This is a genomic window from Nonlabens agnitus (assembly GCF_002994045.1).
In the GTDB taxonomy this organism is placed as follows: domain Bacteria; phylum Bacteroidota; class Bacteroidia; order Flavobacteriales; family Flavobacteriaceae; genus Nonlabens; species Nonlabens agnitus.
This window is the reverse complement of sequence record NZ_MQUC01000003.1, coordinates 944306-967622: the sequence shown is the minus strand read 5'-3', so window position 1 is coordinate 967622 and position 23317 is coordinate 944306. Positions and strand designations below refer to the sequence as shown.

19 protein-coding genes are annotated in these 23317 nt (G+C 40.6%); 16 read left to right on the top strand and 3 right to left on the bottom strand.

Annotation, left to right across the window (positions count from 1 at the left end):
* Window positions 1-82: 82 nt before the first annotated feature.
* The 4 genes from BST86_RS04460 to BST86_RS04445 all read left to right on the top strand — a co-directional run bounded on the left by BST86_RS04460 (window position 83) and on the right by BST86_RS04445 (window position 4258).
* Complete coding sequence (locus BST86_RS04460) at window positions 83-1861, top strand: AMP-dependent synthetase/ligase (protein ID WP_105982222.1); 1779 nt, start codon at window positions 83-85, stop codon at window positions 1859-1861.
* A complete protein-coding gene (locus BST86_RS04455) occupies window positions 1848-2030 on the top strand; it encodes a hypothetical protein (protein WP_105982221.1) in 183 nt (60 codons plus the stop codon). The genes BST86_RS04460 and BST86_RS04455 overlap by 14 nt, the downstream gene beginning before the upstream one ends.
* Before the next feature lie 57 nt (window positions 2031-2087).
* Window positions 2088-3452 carry an exonuclease domain-containing protein gene (locus tag BST86_RS04450; protein ID WP_105982220.1) on the top strand — a complete coding sequence of 455 codons (1365 nt, stop codon included), beginning with the start codon at window positions 2088-2090 and terminating at the stop codon, window positions 3450-3452.
* Window positions 3453-3529: 77 nt separating this feature from the next.
* On the top strand, window positions 3530-4258 hold the full coding sequence (locus BST86_RS04445; RefSeq protein ID WP_105982219.1) for an SAM-dependent methyltransferase: 729 nt from the start codon (window positions 3530-3532) through the stop codon (window positions 4256-4258).
* On the opposite strand, the gene BST86_RS04440 is transcribed toward BST86_RS04445, so the two are convergent.
* Window positions 4259-7924 carry a metallophosphoesterase gene (locus BST86_RS04440; RefSeq protein WP_105982218.1) on the bottom strand — a complete coding sequence of 1222 codons (3666 nt, stop codon included), beginning with the start codon at window positions 7922-7924 and terminating at the stop codon, window positions 4259-4261.
* 214 nt (window positions 7925-8138) lie between these two features.
* Between BST86_RS04440 and BST86_RS04435 the strand changes: the two genes are divergently transcribed.
* On the top strand, window positions 8139-11024 hold the full coding sequence (locus BST86_RS04435) for a M16 family metallopeptidase (protein WP_105982217.1): 2886 nt from the start codon (window positions 8139-8141) through the stop codon (window positions 11022-11024).
* Between the two features lie 235 nt (window positions 11025-11259).
* On the opposite strand, the gene BST86_RS04430 is transcribed toward BST86_RS04435, so the two are convergent.
* Both BST86_RS04430 and BST86_RS14870 read right to left on the bottom strand, forming a co-directional pair.
* Window positions 11260-13074 carry a hypothetical protein gene (locus BST86_RS04430; RefSeq protein WP_105982216.1) on the bottom strand — a complete coding sequence of 605 codons (1815 nt, stop codon included), beginning with the start codon at window positions 13072-13074 and terminating at the stop codon, window positions 11260-11262.
* Between the two features lie 31 nt (window positions 13075-13105).
* Window positions 13106-13267, bottom strand: coding sequence for a hypothetical protein (locus tag BST86_RS14870; protein WP_172443314.1), 162 nt, complete (start codon window positions 13265-13267; stop codon window positions 13106-13108).
* A gap of 138 nt (window positions 13268-13405) precedes the next feature.
* On the opposite strand from BST86_RS14870, the gene dnaK reads away from it, so the two are divergent.
* The 11 genes from dnaK to BST86_RS04375 all read left to right on the top strand — a co-directional run bounded on the left by dnaK (window position 13406) and on the right by BST86_RS04375 (window position 23222).
* Window positions 13406-15316 carry a molecular chaperone DnaK gene (dnaK, locus tag BST86_RS04425; RefSeq protein WP_105982215.1) on the top strand — a complete coding sequence of 637 codons (1911 nt, stop codon included), beginning with the start codon at window positions 13406-13408 and terminating at the stop codon, window positions 15314-15316.
* Between the two features lie 491 nt (window positions 15317-15807).
* Window positions 15808-16320, top strand: a complete 513-nt coding sequence (locus BST86_RS04420; RefSeq protein ID WP_105982214.1) for a hypothetical protein — start codon at window positions 15808-15810, stop codon at window positions 16318-16320.
* A 165-nt stretch (window positions 16321-16485) separates the two neighbouring features.
* A complete protein-coding gene (locus BST86_RS04415) occupies window positions 16486-16866 on the top strand; it encodes an FHA domain-containing protein (RefSeq protein WP_105982213.1) in 381 nt (126 codons plus the stop codon).
* Window positions 16867-16889: 23 nt separating this feature from the next.
* A complete protein-coding gene (locus BST86_RS04410) occupies window positions 16890-17330 on the top strand; it encodes a DUF3157 domain-containing protein (RefSeq protein WP_105982212.1) in 441 nt (146 codons plus the stop codon).
* A gap of 160 nt (window positions 17331-17490) precedes the next feature.
* Window positions 17491-17874 (top strand): hypothetical protein, encoded by a 384-nt coding sequence (locus BST86_RS04405; RefSeq protein ID WP_105982211.1) that lies wholly within the window; start codon window positions 17491-17493, stop codon window positions 17872-17874.
* Window positions 17874-18626 carry a hypothetical protein gene (locus BST86_RS04400; protein WP_105982210.1) on the top strand — a complete coding sequence of 251 codons (753 nt, stop codon included), beginning with the start codon at window positions 17874-17876 and terminating at the stop codon, window positions 18624-18626. Before BST86_RS04405 ends, BST86_RS04400 begins: the two co-directional genes overlap by 1 nt.
* Before the next feature lie 201 nt (window positions 18627-18827).
* Entirely contained in the window at window positions 18828-19277 is a 450-nt protein-coding gene (locus BST86_RS04395; protein ID WP_105982209.1) for an RDD family protein, read from the top strand.
* Window positions 19278-19413: 136 nt separating this feature from the next.
* On the top strand, window positions 19414-20034 hold the full coding sequence (locus BST86_RS04390) for a hypothetical protein (RefSeq protein WP_105982208.1): 621 nt from the start codon (window positions 19414-19416) through the stop codon (window positions 20032-20034).
* A 98-nt stretch (window positions 20035-20132) separates the two neighbouring features.
* Window positions 20133-20519, top strand: a complete 387-nt coding sequence (locus BST86_RS04385) for a VOC family protein (RefSeq protein WP_105982207.1) — start codon at window positions 20133-20135, stop codon at window positions 20517-20519.
* 123 nt (window positions 20520-20642) lie between these two features.
* Window positions 20643-21749, top strand: coding sequence for an NAD(P)-dependent alcohol dehydrogenase (locus tag BST86_RS04380; RefSeq protein WP_105982206.1), 1107 nt, complete (start codon window positions 20643-20645; stop codon window positions 21747-21749).
* 9 nt (window positions 21750-21758) lie between these two features.
* Window positions 21759-23222 carry an aldehyde dehydrogenase family protein gene (locus tag BST86_RS04375; RefSeq protein ID WP_105982205.1) on the top strand — a complete coding sequence of 488 codons (1464 nt, stop codon included), beginning with the start codon at window positions 21759-21761 and terminating at the stop codon, window positions 23220-23222.
* Window positions 23223-23317 lie beyond the last annotated feature (95 nt).

Below are 23317 nucleotides of genomic sequence, written 5' to 3'. Positions count from 1 at the left end.
ACTTTTTACCAATTGTGTAGTTGCTAGTATTACGTTTGGAAAATGAAGATCTTTCCTTACTTTGCAGTATCAATTATCAAATATGCAAATCAAAAGACTTTTTGACTTTCCTTATTATCAATTGGAAAGATTTCCTAGAGAAGACGCTCTAGTCACCAAAAAAAATGGATCCTGGGTAAAAACGTCTACGCAGTCGTTTGTTGATCAATCTAGAGCCATATCTAGAGGTTTGATGAAAATGGGTGTAGAAAAAGACGATAAGATCGCGATTATTTCTTCTGTGAACCGCACAGAGTGGAATATCATGGATATAGGTATTATGCAAACTGGGGCACAGGATGTTCCTATCTACCCTACTATTTCTGAAGAGGAATATGCCTATGTGCTTAATCATAGCGAGTCAAAAATGGTCTTTGTATCTGATCAAGAGGTCTATGATAAGGTCATGGCCATAAAAGATCAAGTGCCTACCTTAACTGAGGTTTTTAGCTTTGATGACATACCTGGTTGTAAAAGCTGGGAAGAGGTCAAAGAAAAAGGAAAAGAAACCGATAATGACAAGGATCTTGATGCCATGATGGCGTCGATTCATGAAGACGAACTTGCCACACTTATCTACACGTCTGGGACAACTGGAAAACCTAAAGGTGTTATGTTATCTCATAAGAACATCTCCAGCAACGCCATCAATTCTGAAACTAGATTGCCTATTGAATTGGGGAACTCTAAAGCGCTCAGTTTTTTACCAGTATGCCATATTTATGAGCGCATGCTGCAGTACCTATACATTTATACAGGTAGCGGTATCTATTTTGCGGAATCACTGGAAACCATATCTGACAACCTTAAAGAGGTGCAACCAGAAGTGATGAGTGCCGTACCACGATTGTTGGAAAAGGTATATGACAAGATCATCGCCAAAGGTGCTGACCTTGATGGCGTCAAAAAGAAATTATTCTTCTGGGCTGTGGAACTAGGCCTGGAATGGGAACCATACGGACAGAATGGTTGGTGGTATGAGACCAAACTCAAACTCGCCAAAAAAATCATCTTCTCTAAATGGCAAGAAGCCCTTGGTGGAAACCTAAAGGCTATTGCTAGCGGTAGCGCTGCCCTGCAGCCTAGACTTGCCAGAGTTTTCAATGCGGCAGGTGTTCCTGTGATGGAAGGCTATGGTCTGACCGAAACCAGTCCGGTAATATCTGTGAATGATATGCGCAATAACGGATTCAAAATAGGAACCGTAGGTAAAATGTTGCCAGAAACTGATGTCCAGATTGCATCTGATGGTGAGATCATAATTAATGGGCCGCAACGTATGTTGGGCTACTACAAAGATCAAGAAAAAACGGATGAAGCGATTGATTCCAATGGTTATTTCCATACCGGTGATATAGGAGAAATCGATTCTGAAGGGTTCTTAAAAATTACCGACCGTAAAAAAGAAATGTTCAAGACTTCTGGAGGTAAGTATGTAGCACCACAACTTCTTGAAAACACCATGAAGCAGAGTCGTTTTATCGACCAAATCATGGTCATAGGTGAAGGCGAAAAAATGCCGGCAGCGATCATACAGCCTAATTTTGAGTTTTTGGAAGATTGGGCAAACCGCAAGGGAATCTCCTTTAAGGATCATAAAGACCTAGTCAATAATGAGAAGGTCATAACTCGTTTCCAGAAGGAAGTAGATCAACACAACGAGAAGTTTGGAAAATGGGAGCGCGTCAAGCGTTTTGAGTTGACTCCAGATGTATGGAGTATTGAAGCAGGTCACCTCACTCCAACCATGAAATTGAAGCGCCGCAATATTAAGGAAGCTTATCAAGATCTTTATGATAAGATCTATCATGAAAAGATCTGATGTGAACACCATCCACAAAAAAGAGCCACTACTACGTGGCTCTTTTTTATTTCCTGTCGTTCAAATCGTTGTTGAGAAAATGGACCGCTATTCTTTCAAATGGAATAAATATTTCAGGTATCCTTACATCAGGGCAGCACAGACTCCAGAATTCGTAAAAATCAAATAATACCGTACATTTGAAAGCTTCTCGTATCTAAAATGGGACGGACTTAAAACTTAGTATTTGTACGCAATAGTTGATGTAGAAACCACTGGTGGTAAATTCAATGAAGAAGGAATTACTGAAGTGGCGATTTATAGATTTGACGGTCATGAGATCGTGGATCAATTTGCCAGCCTAATCAATCCAGAAAAGGAAATCCAGCCGTTCGTGGTCAAACTTACCGGCATCAATAATAAGATGCTCGCACGCGCTCCTAAATTTTACGAGGTTGCAAAACGCATCATAGAAATCCTGGATGGAACCATACTTGTCGCGCACAATGCCAATTTTGATCATCGCATGCTGCGATTGGAGTTTGAGCGATTGGGTTATGAATTTGACATGCAAACCTTATGTACGGTAGAACTTGCTCAAAAATTAATGCCAGAACAAGAAACCTATAGCTTAGGCAAACTGGTGAGAAATCTGGGCATCCCTATAACCGATAGGCATCGTGCTACTGGCGACGCACTGGCAACGGTTAAACTATTCAAACTCCTACTCAACAAGGACAGTTCTAAAAGCATCTTACAGCAAAGCCTAAAGTCTTTTCCTAAAACCGTGGTGGCTAACAACCTCAAGACGCTTTTGGAAAAAGTGCCAGCATCCACAGGTTTGTATTACCTCTATGACGATCAAGATCAATTGATCTACATAGGCCGCAGCCGTAATATGAAAAAGAGCCTCACACAGCATTTCACCACAGATCGCAGACGATCTGTAGAAATGAGCAAGCAAGTGGAAAATGTGAGGTATGAAAAGACCGGTAACGATCTGCTCGCTCTACTCAAGGAACACCTTGAAGTGAAAAAGCATAAACCTAAGTTTAACAAGAAAAGCAATAAGCCACGTTTTAGTCACGGGATTTTTTCAGGCAGTGATGATCATGGCTATATCACCTACTCTGTACAGTCCACCAGACGAAACAATAATTACTTCACCACCTTCAGCAATGGTAAGTCTGCGAGATCGTTTATGGAAAAAATGGTGGAAGAATACCAGTTATGCGTGATTTTATCTGGACTGGAAAAGGAAACCGAAGGTCCTTGCAGTAGATATGAAACCGGCCATTGCCACGGTGCTTGCATTCAAAAGGAAACTGTAGAGCAATACAACGAGAGAGCGATCGAGGTGTACAACCTACACAATTTTAATATCAAAAGGCGCATTCTAGTGGATCGCGGCAGGGAACATACAGAACGCAGTGTAATTCTTATAGAGGATGGCGTGGTTAAAGGTTACGGTTTTGTAGATCTACAAATCCAGTTTACGGACCCTAAAATCCTAAAAAATATCATTACGGAAATACCAGAAGATCGCGACACTAGGCACATTGTTCAAAGTTATTTGAGACAACGCAAGGTGTACCGTATCATTGATCTTTAAAATAGTTTCGCTTCCGCGAAAGCGAACTCATCTACCATCCATCAAACAAAAAATCAACCCATAACTCCAGATCCATCATGGCAACACCTCACGGAAAACTATACCTGATTCCAGTAACCTTGGGCGATGTAGAACCGCTAGACGTCATGCCGGCATCGATCCAGCGAGTGGTAGAACTGGTGGATCACTACATCGTGGAGAATGAAAAAACCGCGCGTAGGTCCATAAAAAGCCTACTGCCTGAAAAGGAGCAGTCCATTCTTGAGTTTTCATTAATCAACAAGTTCACAGAACCTTCTGAAATTCCGTCCTTTTTACAGCCTTGCCTAGAAGGCAAACCCATGGGATTGATGAGCGAGGCTGGTGTACCTGGCGTGGCAGATCCAGGTGCAGATGTGGTGGCGATCGCGCACCAAAAAGGTATCCAAGTCATCCCACTAGTAGGTCCCAGCTCCATTTTAATGGCCATCATGGCCAGCGGTTTGAATGGTCAGAACTTTGCCTTTAATGGTTATTTGCCTATTGATAACAAGGATCGTAAACGTAGAATATTGGAATTGGAACAACGCTCCAAACAAGAGCAACAGGCACAATTGTTTATTGAAACGCCTTATCGCAATAACAAAATGCTTGAGGTATTGTGTAACAACCTGCATCCAGAAACGATGTTGTGCGTTGCCTGTGATATCACACTGCCTACAGAGTTCATTCTCACACAACCCATCTCACAGTGGAAACATAATAAAGAGGATCTTCATAAACGACCTGCCATCTTTATGATACAACAGCAGGATTTGAGGTTTTAGTTATTTGGATAAATAGATCCCGAAGGCCAAACGGCCGCCTTCTTCTCCCGTAAAATAGGAAATGGATCCTTTGATCAAACCTGGAAATGCAAGTTCGATACCACCACCATAACTAGTATGGAATGTACTAACTGTATCTCTAGAAACCCAAACCCTACCTGTATCAATACCTACATAAGGAATCAATCGTAGCGGTAGTAATCGCGTTTTGATAGGTGCTGCGTCATATCTCAAATCCACGCTGGCATTTAAGGCATAATTACCTGTAAAGCGTTCCTGTCTAAAGCTGCGCAAGCCATTGGCGCCACCTAGACGTGCTGCTTGGTAAAACAAAGGTGCATCGCCCATACGCAATTGTCCTGCAATGACAGATTTGATGATCAATCTGCGGTTATCATCTATGGCATTCCAAAAAGTCAATGAAGGATCTACACCTACAAAATGTTCGCCGTTGGCTAGATTGTCCGTAAAGGAAAAGTCACCTTTAAGCCACATGCCTCGTGTGGTGAAACGATTATTGTCAATGCTCTTGAATTCATAATTGAAATATGCCTTGAAATAATCATCGCGCTCATTGTTCACATTGGTATATTCAGGAATGTTGGGCTCTACTTCGATGCCTTCATACTGGGAACCAAATGTAAAACTGCTCCCATAATCTCCCATTTTGTAAATGGAGCCACCAATGGACTGGCGTTGCAAAAAGACCCGATTCACATCAAAATCGGTATCCTTATCAAAAGCGGAATCATTCCCGTAACCAAAAAAGTTCTCAGTATAATTATTGGTGGTGATGCTGGCATCTACTTGTAGGTTCCATTGCCCTAGAACATTAGCTTTTGACCAATAGCCATCAAAAACAGCCGCTTGGGTCAAAGATCTGTAATCCACATTGACACCATATTTGATGGTGAATGGATTGCGATCATAACCGATGGTAGCTTTTTCAATACCCAATTGCGGGCGGAATCCATCATCTGGATTGTACTCCATCTCAAGACTGAAAGTACTTTTATTAGCTGGTGATTTCCTGTGATCGTAATGGTTGATTTCATAATCATCTCGCAAGATATTGCGGGCATCACTGGCTTTGCTCAAATCATTCTCCTCACTTTTGTAATCAAATATGGAAATACCTTTCCCGTTTTTGACATCATAAATATCCTTGCCTTTTCCTCCAGCAATTACAATGCGGATTTTACTGTCGCCATCACCAGTAACGATAAACTCATCGTCATCATCCAGACCGTAGATCCAGATTTCTTCGGTTTCATCATCCCTAAAAGTTCGTTCAAACAGCACATCTTCTGACTTGCCGTCTTTGATGCGGTAGGCATTGATGGTGGTTTTCCCATGAGCTCGATCGATGGTGAATCTGTCGTCCTTGTCAGTTCCTTTCAAGGTCTGAAATTCTAGAAAATGCTTGTAGTAGCGTTGCACGATGCTATTGAGATTTCGCTTTCGCGAAAGCAAATCCTGCTGTGTCTGCAACCACTGTTCATCCTTGACCTCTTCAGGCATTTCATTGAAGGCTTTTTCTACTACTTCAGGAGTAATATTGTCCTGAATGTATTGTACCTGCTTTTCCCAATCTGCCATAGAAGAACGCTGCAATACGGCGCGATCCAGATGTATCGCGCTTCGGCTGAATTGTTTGATGTATTCAATATCTGGCCCGTAATTCCCGAATTGCTTGGTACTGCCTATGGCACCATTCATGAACTCCAATAACTTCCCATCAAATCGCGCAAAAACCTGATCTCTATCGCGCGGTATCGCTTCAAATTTGCTGTGGTCTTCATCGACCTTGATTTCAGCCCAGCGCCATTGATCTTCATGACGATCCCAATCGCCCAGCAACATATCAAATATTCTGGCGCGTATGTAAAGTTCCTCGTCAACGGTGTATTCCTCATCAGACCTAATTTTTTCAAATAGATCGTCCGTGCTCTCAACATCTTCGTTATACCCAAACATATGTGCATTGTCAAAGCTATCATCTGGTTTCTCCACGATCATATATAATCGGTCTCCATGAGTTTCATTAAAATTCCCTAATACAGGCTGCTTGGGAACGTAAAACAATTTAGGGTGTGTGTGGCTTAGCTTGATGGCTCCAGCTAATCGAGGCACCGCAAAAGCACCATAAGGATGCGCTGCGGTATAAAAATCGCGTATCAATTTTTGTGGCAAAGTTTCCGCAAAATATTTGTCGGCATCCAGCTTATCGTAGCCTGCACTTTTGAGAAACTGGAGCGCATCTTTTTCCAAAGCACGCATATTGAATTCTCTATCCAGACTGTCCACAAGACGTAATCCTTGAGTTTGATTACCACCACCAGCGCGCTCTACCTTGAGGCCGCCGTATAAAGTATCCAGTAAAACGACCGGCGCTTCCACATCAAGACCGTAAAGTCTGCGGTAGTGCTTGCCATAAAATTCTTCATAATCCTGATCGACTTCGGTTTCTTCTTTAGGATAGACGCTTGCCTTTACTGTTTTGGCGGTTACGGCTGGTAAACTAGCGATGTCATAATCTTCTTTAGGCTCAAATAAATCGGCGGCATAGACTTCTTCTAGGTCTCCATTTTCATTGACGATATGGAAAAAAATTTGCGAACTCTGATCCTGGAAAACGCGCAGCTCTGCAAACCCCAATTTACCAGCACTAAATTTCCCCTTTTTTCCCAAAGAAGCGACGTTAGTAGCGGTCACTGCTCCTGAAATGATTTGTTTGATATTATCATGGTCCATATACTGCAGGCTTTCTTCATGAGCAGACACCACAATAAGCCGATCGATGCCACTACCTATGGTCTCGATCTCTTCCATCAATTCATTCATTAACGGATTGTAACGATCCTGCGGATACAGACCTGCCTGTGATCTTACAAAACTGTATAGAAAACCAACGCCTGGTAGGTAGGCGTTTTCCTGTTTAGGCGTGCTCAACATGCGCAAGCCTAGCGTACCACCATGGACGCCATTAGTATACAAAGGATGATGCATGGCTAGTATCACGGTCTTGTGTCTTGCCTTTCTTACGGCATCGGCGAGGACCTTGATGAATTTCTCTCTGGTTTTGATCTCGCATTCATCATTGAATTCGGGATTTTTATCCCAGTTTTCAATGTACCACTCACTATCCACTACGATAAGGTGCATACTGTCAGAGATATCCACTTCTTCAATAGGACATGCATTCTCAGGCTGGAACGCTTCATCATTGTTTAAAAGTTCCTCGGTAAGCTCTTCAATATTTTTAAGACCTGAAATTCCTTCATCATTCCAGTCTTCATCGCCTGGCAATACCAGTACATTCAGTTTTTTATCAGCGAGTAGGTTGAGTTGTTTGGTAAGCTGCTCTTTGTCTTTAGAATCCTCGTCCTTTTTACGCAGGGATTCGGCATCAACATTATCGCCCAGAACCAATACATAATCTTGCGGTTGTGATTGATCTGCAATGTGATTCACCATTTGATCAAATACTGATGGATCTTGAGCCTGATTAACACCTAGATTTCCTAAAAGATAGAAACTACGGTATTCTTCGTTTGAAGTAGAAAGTGTAGCGATACCGCGCGTTTGAATGGCACGTTTTGCACAGGAGCCCACGATCGTGGCGGTCAAAACAACAAGAATAATGGATCGTAAAGATGCAGTCATAGGTTAAGAAAATTCCTGCGAAAGTAAAATTTTAGCTTCATTTCAGTTTTCACTTTAACGATAAGTGTTAAAAATATTCGTCGAGATACAAAATAGAGGTTGAGATGAGTTCGCTTTCGCGAAAGCGAAATAGTTAAAGAAACACCTTACAATATTATGAATCCACGTTTTCCACACCTATTTTTAAAGCTTTCTAAACTATAACCCAGAAATTATGAAATTAACCAAGGTGTATTACGTGTTTGCCGCATCGTTGATTCTTGCCTGTTCTCCAAAAATGACAGACCAGAAAAAAACGGATGTTTCTACTGTAGACAATCAAGATACCAGTGCGGGCGAGTCCATGACTCCAGCAATGCCTGGAATGAATCAAAAGATCCCAATGGATCCCAGCGTGCGCATGGGTGTTTTAGACAACGGTCTGACCTACTACGTGCAAAACAATGGTAAGCCAGAAGATAAGGTAGAATTGCGTCTTGCGGTCAATGCAGGGTCCATCCTGGAAGATGATGACCAGCGAGGTCTTGCGCACTTTATGGAGCACATGAACTTTAATGGTACTACTAACTTCCAGAAAAATGAACTGGTAGATTACCTACAGGGAATAGGTGTAAAATTTGGTGCTGACTTAAATGCCTACACCAGTTTTGACGAGACGGTTTACATCTTGCCTATTCCAAGTGACGATCCAGAGAAACTGGAAAAAGGATTTACCATTCTTGAAGACTGGGCACACGGTGCGCTGTTGGAAACTGACGCCATCAACGATGAACGTGGTGTTGTTCTTGAAGAATCCAGAAATGGTAAAGGTGCCAGTGATCGTATGAACAAGGTGACCATTCCTGTTCAATTTTATGGTTCTAAATATGCAGAGCGTTTGCCTATAGGTAAAGACGAGATTCTCAAAAATTTTGAACCAGCAGTACTTAAAAGATTTTACAACGACTGGTACCGTCCAGACTTGATGGCCGTAGTTGCGGTAGGTGATCTTGATCCAGCAATCATGGAGCAAAAAATCAAGGATCATTTTGCTGGAATCAAGCCTAATGAGAATCCAAGAGAACGTCCCACGTTTGATCTACCTAATCACAACGATACTAAGATAGCGATAGCGCAGGATCCAGAAGCCACCTTTGCCTCTATCAACGTGAGCTATAAAGATACTTTTGAATCAGAGCCTACGACAACGGTTGGTGACTATCGCGACGATCTTGTCAATGGATTGTTCTCCTTTATGATCAACAATCGTTTGCAGGAATTAACACAGAAGCCTAACCCACCATTCATATTTGCGAGTAGCAGTTATGGTGGTACGGTAGCCAAAAACAAAAATGCTTATTCTTCTTTTGCAGGTTCTGCACCAGACGGACAATTGGGAGCTTTGAAAGCGGTTCTTGAAGAAAATCAACGTGTCAAGCTGTATGGTTTTGGCGAGGCGGAATTAGAGCGTGCAAAAGCGGCCTACAAATCCAGTTTTGAATCCTTCTATGCCAATCGCGATAAAACAGAAAGCGGTCGTCTGGTAGGTCAATACGTGAACAATTACCTGAATGGTGGCGTTGTACCAAGTCCAGAATGGAGATATGAAAAGACGATGGAATTATTGCCAGGCATCCAAGTAGATGAGGTAAATGCCAAAATCGAAAAGTACATCCACGACGATAACAGAACGATTGTCTTTACAGGACCAACCACTGAAAACAAGCCTACTGAGGCAGATATCCTAAAAGTGGTCAATGAAGTAGCTACTGCAGAAGTCGCTCCTTATGAAGATACAGAGGTGCGTGAAAATCTTATTGAAGAATTACCGGCTCCTGGTAGTATTACCAATACAGAAACCAATGAGAAGTTAGGAACCAAGACCTTCACATTGAGCAATGGCGCTACCGTAACAATCAAGATGACTGATTTCAAAAACGATGAAATATTAATGTCTGCCTACAGCTATGGTGGTACCAGCTTATATTCTGATGAAGATTACCTAGCTACCGTTTTTGCTAACGGCGGTCTTACGGAAGCTGGTGTCGCTGGATTATCGGCTACAGATATGGATAAGTACATGACTGGAAAACTCGTTAGCGTGCGTCCATTCATAGGAAGTACCACAGAGAATTTAAGCGGATCTGCCACACCACAGGATCTGGAAACCATGTTCCAATTGATACACTTGTATTTTACAGATCTCAACATGGATGAAGAAGCATACAGCAGCTTTATCTCTAAGCAGAAGTCTTTCATAGGTCGCATGATGTCAAATCCGCAGACGTATTTTAGTAATGAAGTGAATGAAATGCGTAATCAAGGCAACCCTAGATATGCTGGTTTCCCAGATGAGGCTGCCTATGATGCTGCAGATTATCAGCGTGCTTATGAATTGTATAAGGAACGTTTTTCCAACGCTGGTGATTTCAACTTTTTCCTTGTTGGAAATGTGGACGAAGCTGCCGTGATGGAATTGTCCAAAAAATATCTGGCTAACTTACCTTCTACCGGTGAGAAGGAAATGTACAAGACCTTTGACTGGAAAGAAAAGCAGGGAACTCGTGAGATCACTGTAAACAAAGGAACTGAAGAGAAAAGTCTGGTACAGATGCGATGGGATTATGACATTCCAGCGTACAGTGCTCAAGAAGATCTTGCCGTGGACGCGTTAGGCGAAGCATTAACCATAAGAATTATTGAAGTTTTAAGAGAACAAGAAGGTGGTATCTATGGTGGTGGCGCTCGTGGTAGCATGAGTAAAATCCCAGAACCAGGTTTCAACTTTAGCGTATCCTTCCCATGTGGTCCTGATAATGTAGAGAAACTGGTTGCCGCTACTCAAAAGGAAATTGCCAATCTTAAGGAAAATGGCCCATCAGAAAAAGACTTGAATAAAGTTAAAGAAGGTTATTTGTTAGAGCGTAAGGAAGACTTGAAATCCAACCGATTCTGGTTGAGCAACTTGGTCAATGCGAGCCGTGATCAACGTGATCCTAACAGCATGATGAACTTTGAAGCTGAGGTAGCTAAAATGACTACCAAAGATGTTCAGGAAGTGGCTAAGAAGTATCTTAATGAAGATTACATTCTTGCGATCTTGATGCCTGAAGAAATGTAAACCTCCTTTTCAAAATATCAGAAAGCCCATCATTGATTTGATGGGCTTTTTTTGTGGCTGCTTTTCAGGTTTGATGAAGCGCTGAACAAAAACCTTTTCTCGACTGTCGCTCGAAACAGATTTTATGAAGTTTGGAAGAAAAATCTTTTCTCGACGGTCTGCTTCGGCAGGCTCAGTATGGCGGCTCGAAATAGGTTTGATAGACGTTTGAAAACAACCTTTTCTCGACTGTCGGCTAGAAAACGACTTTTGCATAGCCGCCTGATTGTTTTGACTTGTACAGGACGCCAGTTCCTTTACAAATGGGACAGGTTTGGGTTTCATAATGGTCCACCTCGCTTTTTGTGCCATAGACTTCCTTACCTGGCGCGACGTAGTAACTGCTATTGACTTTAGTACCACTCATCATCGCTACTCTATATTCGGTTCTTTTGACCTCGCCAGGTAGCGTGTACAACAATACTTTTTTTTCTCTATACACGGGAACTCTTTTAACAGTAGGACAAGCTTCCTTATAGGAATTCATTCTGGTATCCCATGCGTAAATATCACCATCTGCAATAATGAAATCCTGAGTGGTTCCTGGACGATCGGTTTGTACGGTGATGACGCCTTTTGCTTTGTCCACACTTATGGGACTCAGGACTCTTTTCAAGGACTTGATATAGACATAGTGTTTCATGGACACTTCATTGATTCCTATGGTTGCACCGGTTACCAAAGAGTTTTCCTTATTGCCTACAAAATCGTAATTGTCGTAAGCAGGCTCTGTAAAAATATCCTTATCAAAGGAATAGGCATTTTCTGTAGAGAATTTGCGCCCTTGTTTAAAGTTCCCATTTTCAAAAGTTCCTGCCATTAAATCCCATCGTGCATTCAGGAATAATATCTCGCCACTCTTGCTGGATCTAGTGACATTATATACACCAGGATAGTAATCAATGCGTGCGGTAAAACCTTGACCATGAAGCTTACCGTTTTTATACATACCTATCTCTACCATCGATCCATCTTCTCCTAACCGATTCGTAACGGGAAATACCTTAACATGGTATCCATCTTTGGGTATCTCACGCTGTGCGTTTGCCTCCAGGACCTCTAGACTGAAATACCATTTCTTGTACCAGTGCTCGTCTGGTACCATGAAGGCCTGTTTGGCTTCTTCGGTAACTTTGGACTTGCTGAACGCATCCACATCCCAGTTGTACTGATTGACATCCCAGTTTTCATTGAGTTCTTGAATGTCTGGTTTTTCTGTACAATCTGCTGGTTGTATGGATATGATTTTGTAATTGAGTAACGTGGCCCAGTAACACAAATTAGTCGCTCTATTGGCAATAAAAAACACGCCACCATTTCCAAATCTCTTTCTCAGACTCGTCATAAAACCGGTGATTTCCCAGCCTTCACTGGTATATAGAGTGCCCACATGTTGATAGCCCATATAGGAAACCCCATTGGGATAGGTTTGATAATTAGGAGTGTAACCTGGAACAGGCGTTACCATTCCTGGACTTTTTTCACCAAAGATGGGATGAGGTTCCTGTTTACCGTAATAGTACGTGAGCTGGCGGTACAAACTACCGTCTTCATTAAAAGCAATACTGGAATAATGCTGCGCAGGCGCGGCATCCCACATTTTCTCTTCATACCACAATTGCCCATTGCCGTGATAGATAGGTACAGAATTAGGAATATAACCGTTCTTGTCTGGTCCTTCTGCTGCAAAGGGTGCATCGTTTTCCACGTATTTGAAAGGCGAGGCATTTTTAAATTCATAAAAGAGACCATTATTCTTCTTACACTTAGCCGAAAACCAAAGCTGTTTACCATAATGCGTAAACTCTATTCGATCATATTTTTTGCCTTCTTCCAGTTTTTTGGGGTTGATCAGGTTCTTGTCATGAATCGTCACTCTAGGCAGGAATTCAAAACCATTAAGATCAAATGCAGGGTTAAATTCTACTTGAGGTATGCTGTCGCCTACTTTTTGAGCCAGTCCATAACTTGCCATGAGTAGAATCACAAGGGTTGCTAGGTAATTTTTCATCGATTGGAATTTGTTTGAAATTATCAAAATCCTAGGACTGCGACAATAGGGCATTTGCCGTATCCCTTAAAAATCTTGTGGTGAAAGCTTTTGAGAACCAACTAGTTCCCAGGGTTTCTTCCTGATGCTGGAATGGGAATTTCGCTTTCGCGAAAGCGAACTCCATCAGAACCGCATTACTCCATGCTGACATGGTTTCTAATGCAAATACCAGATTATTCTGACAATTTGAGCGAGTTTCTGACAGCTTGTCATTTGAAATCTGCTGGCACAAACATTGACTTTAAGAGAGTGTTCAAGAAAATAAAATTGCTAACTAAAACATATTATAATGAGTAAAATAATTGGAATTGATTTAGGTACGACCAACAGCTGTGTTTCCGTAATGGAAGGAAGCGAGCCTGTGGTAATACCTAATGCAGAAGGGAAACGCACTACTCCATCTGTCATTGCCTTTGTAGAAGGTGGCGAGATCAAAGTAGGTGACCCTGCAAAAAGACAAGCCGTAACAAACCCAACCAAAACCGTTGCGTCCATCAAGCGTTTCATGGGTAACAAATTTAGCGAGGTTTCTAAGGAAGCTGACCGTGTTCCCTACAGCGTAGTAAAAGGTGATAACAACACGCCACGTGTCGATATCGACGGTCGTTTGTATACACCACAGGAATTGAGTGCTATGATTCTTCAAAAAATGAAGAAAACTGCCGAGGATTACCTAGGAACTGAAGTCACTGGAGCGGTAATTACCGTACCAGCCTACTTTAACGACAGCCAGCGCCAGGCGACTAAAGAAGCTGGTGAGATCGCTGGACTTAAGGTAGAACGTATCATCAACGAGCCTACTGCAGCAGCGCTGGCGTACGGTCTTGACAAAAAAGATACGGATCAGAAAATCGTGGTATTTGACTTTGGTGGTGGTACGCATGACGTTTCCATCCTGGAATTAGGTGATGGTGTATTTGAAGTACTGGCAACTGACGGTGACACACACCTAGGTGGTGATGACGTGGATGAAAAGATCATCGACTGGCTGGCAGACGAGTTTCAAAGTGCGGAAGACATTGACTTGAGAAAAGACCCAATGGCTTTGCAACGTTTGAAAGAAGCTGCAGAGAAAGCCAAAATCGAGCTTTCTTCAAGTGCACAAACCGAGATCAACCTACCTTATGTAACGGCTACCGCTAGCGGACCTAAACACTTGGTAAAAACATTGACCAAATCCAAATTTGATCAATTGATTTCTGACCTAGTAAAGAGAACCATCGAGCCATGTGAAAAAGCATTGAAAGCTGCTGGATTGTCTAAGAGCGATATTGATGAGATCATCCTTGTAGGTGGATCTACTCGTATCCCAGCCGTACAGGATGCCGTTGAGAATTTCTTTGGTAAGAAGCCATCAAAAGGTGTAAACCCAGATGAGGTAGTTGCCGTAGGTGCAGCAATCCAAGGTGGTGTATTGACTGGTGATGTAAAAGACGTATTGCTACTAGATGTAACGCCACTATCTCTAGGTATTGAGACTATGGGCGGCGTGATGACTAAGTTGATTGAGTCCAACACGACCATCCCAACCAAGAAGTCACAGGTATTTTCTACCGCAGCAGACAATCAACCTAGTGTGGAGATCCACGTGTTGCAAGGAGAACGTTCCATGGCGACAGACAACAAGACGATAGGTAGATTCCACCTGGATGGAATCCCACCAGCACGTCGTGGTACACCGCAAATTGAGGTAACTTTTGATATTGATGCCAACGGTATTATCAAGGTAAGTGCAGAAGATAAAGCTACTGGTAAGAAACAAGACATTCGTATCGAGGCATCTTCTGGATTGACTGAAGAGGAAATCCAAAAAATGAAGCAGGAAGCAGAAGCAAATGCTGAAGCAGATAAAGCAGCCAAAGAGAAAGCCGACAAGCTGAACCAGGCAGATCAAATGATCTTCCAGACGGAGCAGCAGTTGGAAGAATTTGGCGATAAGCTAGGCGACGACAAGAAAGCTCCTATTACAGAAGCTCTTGCCGACTTGAAAGCCGCTTATGAGACTAAAGAAATCGAGAAAATCGATCCAGCACTGGAAAAATTGAATACCGTATGGACCGCTGCCAGTGAAGAGATGTACAAAGCACAAGCAGATGCCCAAGGTGGACAACCTGGTCCAGATGCCGGCGCTGCAGGTGCAGACCAAGGTACGGATAACACCAGCGATGTAGAAGACGTAGATTTTGAAGAAGTGAAGTAAGCAGGACGTTGGTTTTGCAACAGCAAAACTTTACGTATCGCTTATCCCAAACAAGCGGTAGCGCAGATTTGGGATCTCAATAAAGTAAGAAAGACTCTGATTCATTTCAGGGTCTTTTTTTGGTTTTTTGAATTTGCTTAAGTAAAACCCTACGTATCGCTTATCCCAAACAAGCGGCAGCGCAGATTTGGGATCTCTACAAAGTAGAAAAGACTCTGATTTATTTCAGGGTCTTTTTTGTTTGTGGTTTTTTCGCTGTCGCGGAAGCTAAACAAGGAACCAACATCGCTTCAAATTCGCACTAGAAAAACGTTTTGACACAAACGATTGTAAAAGCTTCAACTAAAAACATGCTGATAACCGCACTTCTAGGAGTATTGGACATCGGTTGGTAATTCAAAGCTAGACTACTGGAAACAGGTAGATTGTGAGGTTTAATTGTGTAAATTGCGGATATATAATAGTTAGCAAAAATTTAAAAACCAACCGAGATGAATAAAATAATACTGTCATCAATTATCATATTTTTTGCTTGCAATTCCATTTTCGGACAATCTAATGATGAAAAATACAGAAAAGATGTAGAATCATTAGATGCAATTATAAATGCATATTATGATGTTGTTTCTGGTTCGAGTAGTGAACCGTGGGAATTTGAACGGGATAAATATATTCACTCAAAAAATGCTGTTATAACGAGATTAGACGAAAACGGAAAAGCAGAATCGCATACTCTTGAAGCAGAATATATACCAATCGGATTATCACCAAAAGAGGATTTTTACGAAAAGGAACTTAAAAGAAAAGTGAGCAAATATGGAAATATTGCACAAGTTTGGAGTGCATTTGAAATACGAACTGACCCAAAAACGGAATCTAATATTAGAGGACTGAATAGTATCCAACTACATTATGAAAATGGAAGATGGTTTATTGACAGTTGGACTTGTGAAATGGAATCTGATAAAAATAATATTGTGACTGACTTTTTAAATGAAGAATAAAAACTTTTGCTAACAATGTATAACCGCAATTACGGCGGATTCGACTACCTCCGAATCCACTCGGAATTGCTAACGTCAGTGCTAAACCGAAATTAACGCATATTAGCCCGTAACTGACGGTTATATGAGACCGTTTAAAACATTTTGAAAAAAAAAAACAAACCTATGACCAAAGCACATTTCGTATTTGAATATGATGGAAAGATAAGCGGACTTTTCGAGAATGATTATATTTCTGAACAGACGTTATCAAAAATAAAACAAACGCACGTTTCAACAATTGATTATCTCAAAAAGGTTATGTCTGCATCCGATTTAAACTTGTTTAAAAAAGACAATCCAATTACTATGGATTATTATTCTCTATACGATGTGTTTCCAGAACAGATAAACAGCCAACAAGTAAATCAAAGAATTGGTTTTAAACTAAAATCAAAACCAATTGAAATAATAGACCTGAAAAACCAAAATATTACTTTTTTAAATCACGAAAAAAATATTGTCAACATAGAAATTCCAAATAATTATAAACTTTACAAAGACTAAACAATCAATTTAAATCCATAACTATGAAAAAAGTATTTTTAATCTTAACGTGCCTACTTGTAACAAGCATTTCGATTGGTCAGACCCTAATTGCGAAGACTGAAGATGGTCGCCGTGTAGTTCTAAACGAGGATAAAACTTGGTCATTTATAGATTTAGAACCAACGACAACAAAGACTGAGGAAAATTACCCAGTTTGTAATTTACCTGCTGATTTTGAAGAGCCAGAAGTTGATAGAAAAATTCAAGGTTGGCTTAAAAAATTCGACGCTCAAGTAGAAGATTTAAAAAAACACGTCGCAGTCGATAATGGATGTTCTGTCGATAAAATAAAAGTAACAAGTGTATCAGAACAAAAAGGTAATGGAAATTATGTTTTATGTGTTAAAGGAAAGGAAATGCGTTACAGAAGAACAGGAAGTGTATTTCACAGACAAGGTGTAAGCCCAATAGGTAAATATTGAGCAAAAAAACGTTTTACAACAATGTTTAAAAAAATAGGCGAAACATTTAAAAATTCAAGGGTTTTGGCTCGTATCAAACTTTGTGCTTAACCAAAAGTTTAGTGCTTCGAAATCGCCTACTTATCATATACTAAACGTTAGCACACATTTAAATCAACATATGGAAAACAAAACGGAAATCGAAATTAAGAAAAATGACATTCGGACTTTATTGCTAATTATTTTTGTGCCAATACTATTGACTTTTGGCATTGAACATTTTGGAAAATTTCATTATCAAAGTTATGGCGGACAAATATCAACTTTAACACTTTCTGGAGGTTCATTTACAACACCTTTCGGCAACAAAGTAATTATAGAAGGTGGACAAAAAGCATATAAAAGACATAGCGACGGAACTTATAAAATCAATGGATATTATACCGACAAGCTACCCTACTATTTTCAAGGTTTAATTAAGGATATAGTATATCCCACAATATTAATTGTAGTATTATTATTAGTTTATTTCTTCAAACATAAATATTCAATTAAGATTAGCTAATGGCAAAACAACTGAACATAAATGGGAAATCTTTATCTGTTTTCCTACTTATCCTATTGTTAGGAATTACAGGATTCGGATATTGGAAATATCAAGATTATGAAAATAAATTATCTTGGCTTGAATCTGAAAATTACGATTTAACTGATAAAATTGATGAATTAGAAAGTGAAAGAGATGACCTGCATTCTGAACTTGATGATGCAATATCCGAAAAAGAAAGAACTGAAAGCCTTTATGAAGTGATGTCCGCAAACTACGATGACCTTTTAGAAACCAGGTCAAACTACAACAGTTATAATAGTTATAACAGTAGCAGTTACGGAAATTCATATTCAAATGATGGAGCAGATATAGACCTTCCTAAATCTCTTTCAAAATCATATCTCGATGGCGGTTACATAATTAAACCAGATTTTGGAAATCTTCACTTGTTAATGCAAATGTCACAAAGTGATTTCGAAAAAAATATGCGGTCAAATAATTATGTGCTAACAACGACAAGAGAGAGTTATATAAATAATGATACGAAAAGCGTTTATTGCACCATTGATAAAGAATGGAATAGCGTTGCGATGATTATTACAGATAATTATAATTCGGATATTGAATCGTTTTTTAGTAAGAATGATATTAGCTATAAATACGAAGATGGTGCAAAAGTCTATTATTACACATTTGGTAGTACGAGTTATTCATTGCTGATTAAAAAATCATACGATTCGTTTTTAGCCTTGTTAAAGAAAACGTAAAAAACGTGTGCTGACAACGTATATAGCTCAAATATAATTAGTTGACTAAATGCAGTTACGGCATATTTGAAATTCTGCCAAATTTTTTAATTTGGCTTATTGAAAAGAAAAGATAGTAGAAAAACTAGGCTAGCTTTTTAACCGCAAATACATCGCTAATTTCTACATATAGGACCATCACTGCTCATTCCATAGAATACTATGCAACCTATCAAAACTCAACCAAATATTGGAAATCGATTTTTAGCTGGATTTATAGATTACCTCATTATTTACACAGTCACATTCGTTTTAATTTTTGCCATTGGAGAACCCAATGATGAAGGCGGCTATTCCTTAGATGGCGCGCAGGCATTCATACCTATGCTTTTCTGGCTGGCGATGACTGTTGGATTAGAAAGCGGTTTAGGTGGTACCATTGGAAATTCATTAGTTGGGTTAAAGGCAATTCCACTAAGCGGTGTCAACCGTAACCTGACCTTTATAGAATCATTTAAAAGACATCTACTAGACCCTGTAGATATGTTCTTTTTTGGTTTAGTAGGAATTGTAACCATCAAGAATACAGAAATGAATCAACGAATTGGAGATTTATGGGGAAAAACCATTGTTGTCCCGATGAAATCTCTAAACGAGAATGTAACGGATTAGGCGGCGAGAAGAACGTTTAGTCACAATGGCCAGAAAAGATTGCTAGTTCTGGCCCACTGAATATTACAAATTTTGAGTGCATAGCGCCCGAAGAGTATATTTACAGATAAGAAACCAAGTTTAAAAGGAATAGCGAATGAGAAAGTTGATACAGCAAAAAAGCGTGATTATTATTGGAACTATAATACTCTTGGGACTATCCTACTCCTGTGGTAATAGTAAGGAACAGGAAAGTGATTCCTTGCTAGAGTATACAGAAGACGATCTAGAAAATTCAAGTTCTGAGGTCGCAAAAGTATATACCTTCAATCAAGACTGTAAAGCAACTATAGAGAATATGGACTTTTCTAGTCTATGTTTTAGTGATGAAAAAACTCCAGCATATAAAATTGGAGAAATGTCCAATTTTGGTAACCGATGTCAATTTGAGTTAGCTGATGGACAATTGAGATTTGCTTTGGTATATAGAGATTATAGCGAGGTTGCGCCTGATGAAGTGGCAATGGCAAATCAAGCTTTTCAGCAAAGTCATCAAAAAACTGCCGAAATGATGTACAAAAAATTAAATTCTGTGAAAGATTTAGGGGACTATGCATTCATTGGGGCTGATTCTATCGATAATAGTGATGAAAAGGTTTTAGAAATATTAGTCAGCAATGTTCTTATTTCCATTGCTGCAGATCCTGAATACTGCGGGTTTTCTGATGAAGAACTTATAAAGTTAGGTCGCATCCTCACGGCATACGTAAAGAAATAAACAAGGAGAAATACTCCTGTAACTCCAGTTAAAGCAAATCAGAATTTTGACTGGCTTTGTATAATTCTTGGTAAACAAATTTCAAAAGCTATTGACAAATGCCCAACTTCTCCTTCAACCACATCGCGATAGCCGTAAGAGATGTCCAGAAATCTATTTCATTTTATCAAAATGTATTTCAATTGGAAGAAATTGAAAATACAGCTTCTCATTCTTCCACTAGATGGCTTTCTCTAGGCGAAGGAAAGCAACTGCATTTGATCTCAAGGCCAGAAGCACAGATCCAGACGGTAAAAGCAGTTCATTTCGCATTAGCGACAAACAATATTACCTCTTTTATAAAGCACATTAAAACCCTTAAAATTGACTATTCAGACTGGCCAGGCTCGATCAACAAAGATTATGTCCGTAACGATGGCATTCAACAAGTCTACTTTCAGGATCCTGATGGGTATTGGATTGAAGTGAATAATGATACGAAGTAATTTTTAGTCCGCTTCGCTAGCTGCTCCAAGTCTGAGAAATACCTTCAACAGTCAACAAATTATAAGATTTCTTTACGACTTCTACGGTGCTTCCTTTTCTAACTTTAAGAAAAAAGAAGCCTCATGAAAGATATTAAAGCCGCTGTCGTCGAACAGAAAGAAGGGAAGTTCAATATGAAGTCCCTTAAATTAAAGGACTTACAACCGAACGAAGTGCTCGTAGAGATCAAAGGCGCTGGGATTTGTCATACAGATTTAACCGCCAGAGACCAATCTTATGATGTGCCATTACCCATGATCTTAGGGCATGAAGGTTCTGGTGTGGTCAAAGAAGTAGGTAGCCAAGTTAAAAAAGTACAAAAAGGAGATCACGTGGTACTCACCTACGGTTCCTGCGGTACTTGTCGTACGTGTCTAGAAGGAACTCCGCAATACTGTGAGAAATTCTTCGACCTTAATTTTGGCGGAGAACGATTGGATAGTGATGAAGAAGCCATCGATCAATCTAAAGAAGAAGTGCATAGCCGGTTTTTCCAGCAATCTTCATTTGCCACATTCTCCATCGCCACAGAACGCAATGTTGTAAAAGTAACTAAAGACGCTCCTATCGAAATGTTAGGGCCACTAGGTTGCGGGATCCAAACTGGATCAGGTGCGGTGATTAATTCTTTAAAGCCAACCGCCGGAAGTACCATTGCCGTTTTTGGAGCTGGATCTGTAGGGTTATCGGCCATCATGGCAGCAAAAATTTGTGGTTGCCAGACCATCATCGCCGTAGATATCAATGCAGACCGTTTGAAACTTGCCAAGGAATTAGGCGCGACGCATACGGTCAACAGTGACCAAAAAGAAAATGTGGTTGAAAAAATCAAGGAACTTACTGCTCAAGGTGTGGATTATGCCGCAGAGACTTCCGGAATTCCTGCCGTACTTGCCCAAGCGGTAAGCGCTCTGCGCTGGAAAGGTAAAGTAGCCGTTGTAGGCGCACCACCTATGGGCGAAACAGCTCCTATTGATGTGAATGAGGTGTTGGTTTGGGGTAAACAAATCATTGGTGTCGTAGAAGGCGACAGTATTCCAGATGTATTCATACCTCGCTTGATAGAATATTACCAGAATGGCCAGTTCCCATTCGACAAATTGGTAACCAAATTTGATTTTGAAGACATCAACCATGCTATCGAACAAATGGAAGCCGGCAATACCATCAAACCTATTCTAACCTTTTAAAAACTCCTCATGGATTTCTCAAAAAACTTAAATAAACAATATATCAATGGATCATGGGTCGACGGTAGCGACGATGACGTGATCATCAATAAAAATCCCTACAATCAAGAGAAACTGCAAGAAATAAAAGCAGCTTCAAAAAGTGATGTAGATAAGGCCTATAAAGCCGCAAAAGACGCGTCTACTTCTTGGGCCAACGCTTTACCACAAGAACGGTCCAAAATCGTTATGAAGTTTAGCGAGGTGCTGGAAAAGAATAAGGAAAAGATCATGGAATGGTTGATCAAAGAAGCTGGTAGCACCACGGTCAAAGCAGCTGTAGAAATACAGATTTGCCAAGCCATCATCAAAGAAGCTGCCTCATTCCCTACTCGATCGCATGGCTTTATAATGCACTCTTCCATTCCAGGAAAGGAAAACCGTGTATATCGCAGACCCATAGGCGTCATGGGAATCATAAGCCCATGGAATTTCCCTATGAATCTTTCCATAAGATCTGTCGTCACCGCTATAGCATTGGGAAATACGCTAGTACTTAAACCCGCATCACAAACTCCAGTGACTGGCGCCATATTGATCGCTAAGCTTTTTGAAGAAGCTGGATTGCCTAAAGGCGTTTGTAACGTCGTCGTTGGTAAAGGGTCTGAAATTGGTGATTACTTCGTGGCTCATGAAACGCCGCAATTGATTTCATTTACGGGATCAACTCCTGTAGGTCGCAACATCGGGAAAATCGCTGGTGAGGCGCTCAAAAAAGTAGCATTGGAATTGGGAGGCAATAATGTATTTATCGTCATGAAGGATGCAGATGTAGAAAAAGCCGTCGATGCCGCACTTTTTGGAAAATTCATGCACCAAGGTCAGATATGTATGTCCATCAACCGTATAGTCGTGCATGAAGATATTGCCGATGAGTTCGTGGATCTGTTTGTCAAAAAAGCCAAAAAGCTCAAGGCTGGCGATCCATCTGACCAAAAAGTTACCGTAGGTCCACTTATCGATACCGATCAAGTAGAGCGCATCCAGGAAGATTTAAAGAAGAGTATCGACGCTGGCGCCAAACTTGTTTTGGACGGCAAAGTTGAAGGGACTTTAATGCATCCTACCATTTTGGATCATGTGACGGACGATATGCCTATTGCTGCTAACGAAATTTTTGGCCCGGTTGCTGCCATCATTCGCTTCAAGAAGGAAGAAGATGCCCTCAAAATAGCCAATAGCAAGGACTTTGGATTGAGTGGAGCGCTGCACACTAAAGACATTGAGAAAGGAGTTGCCTTTGCCAGAAAGGTAGAAACTGGCATGATTCACATCAATGATCAGACCGTCAATGATGAGCCCAATGTGCCATTTGGTGGCGAGAAAGGTTCTGGTGTAGGCCGTTTCAACGGTGAGTTCATCCTTGAAGAATTTACCAGGTTACAATGGGTTTCCATACAGCACGAAGGCCGTGATTATGCACCTTTCGCTTAAAGCGAAAACGCAATAACCTCTAGCATTACAGCACATCCATTCTTTGGTAGTTACCTTAACCTTGGTAGCCATCAAAGAGTGGTTTTTTTATGTCA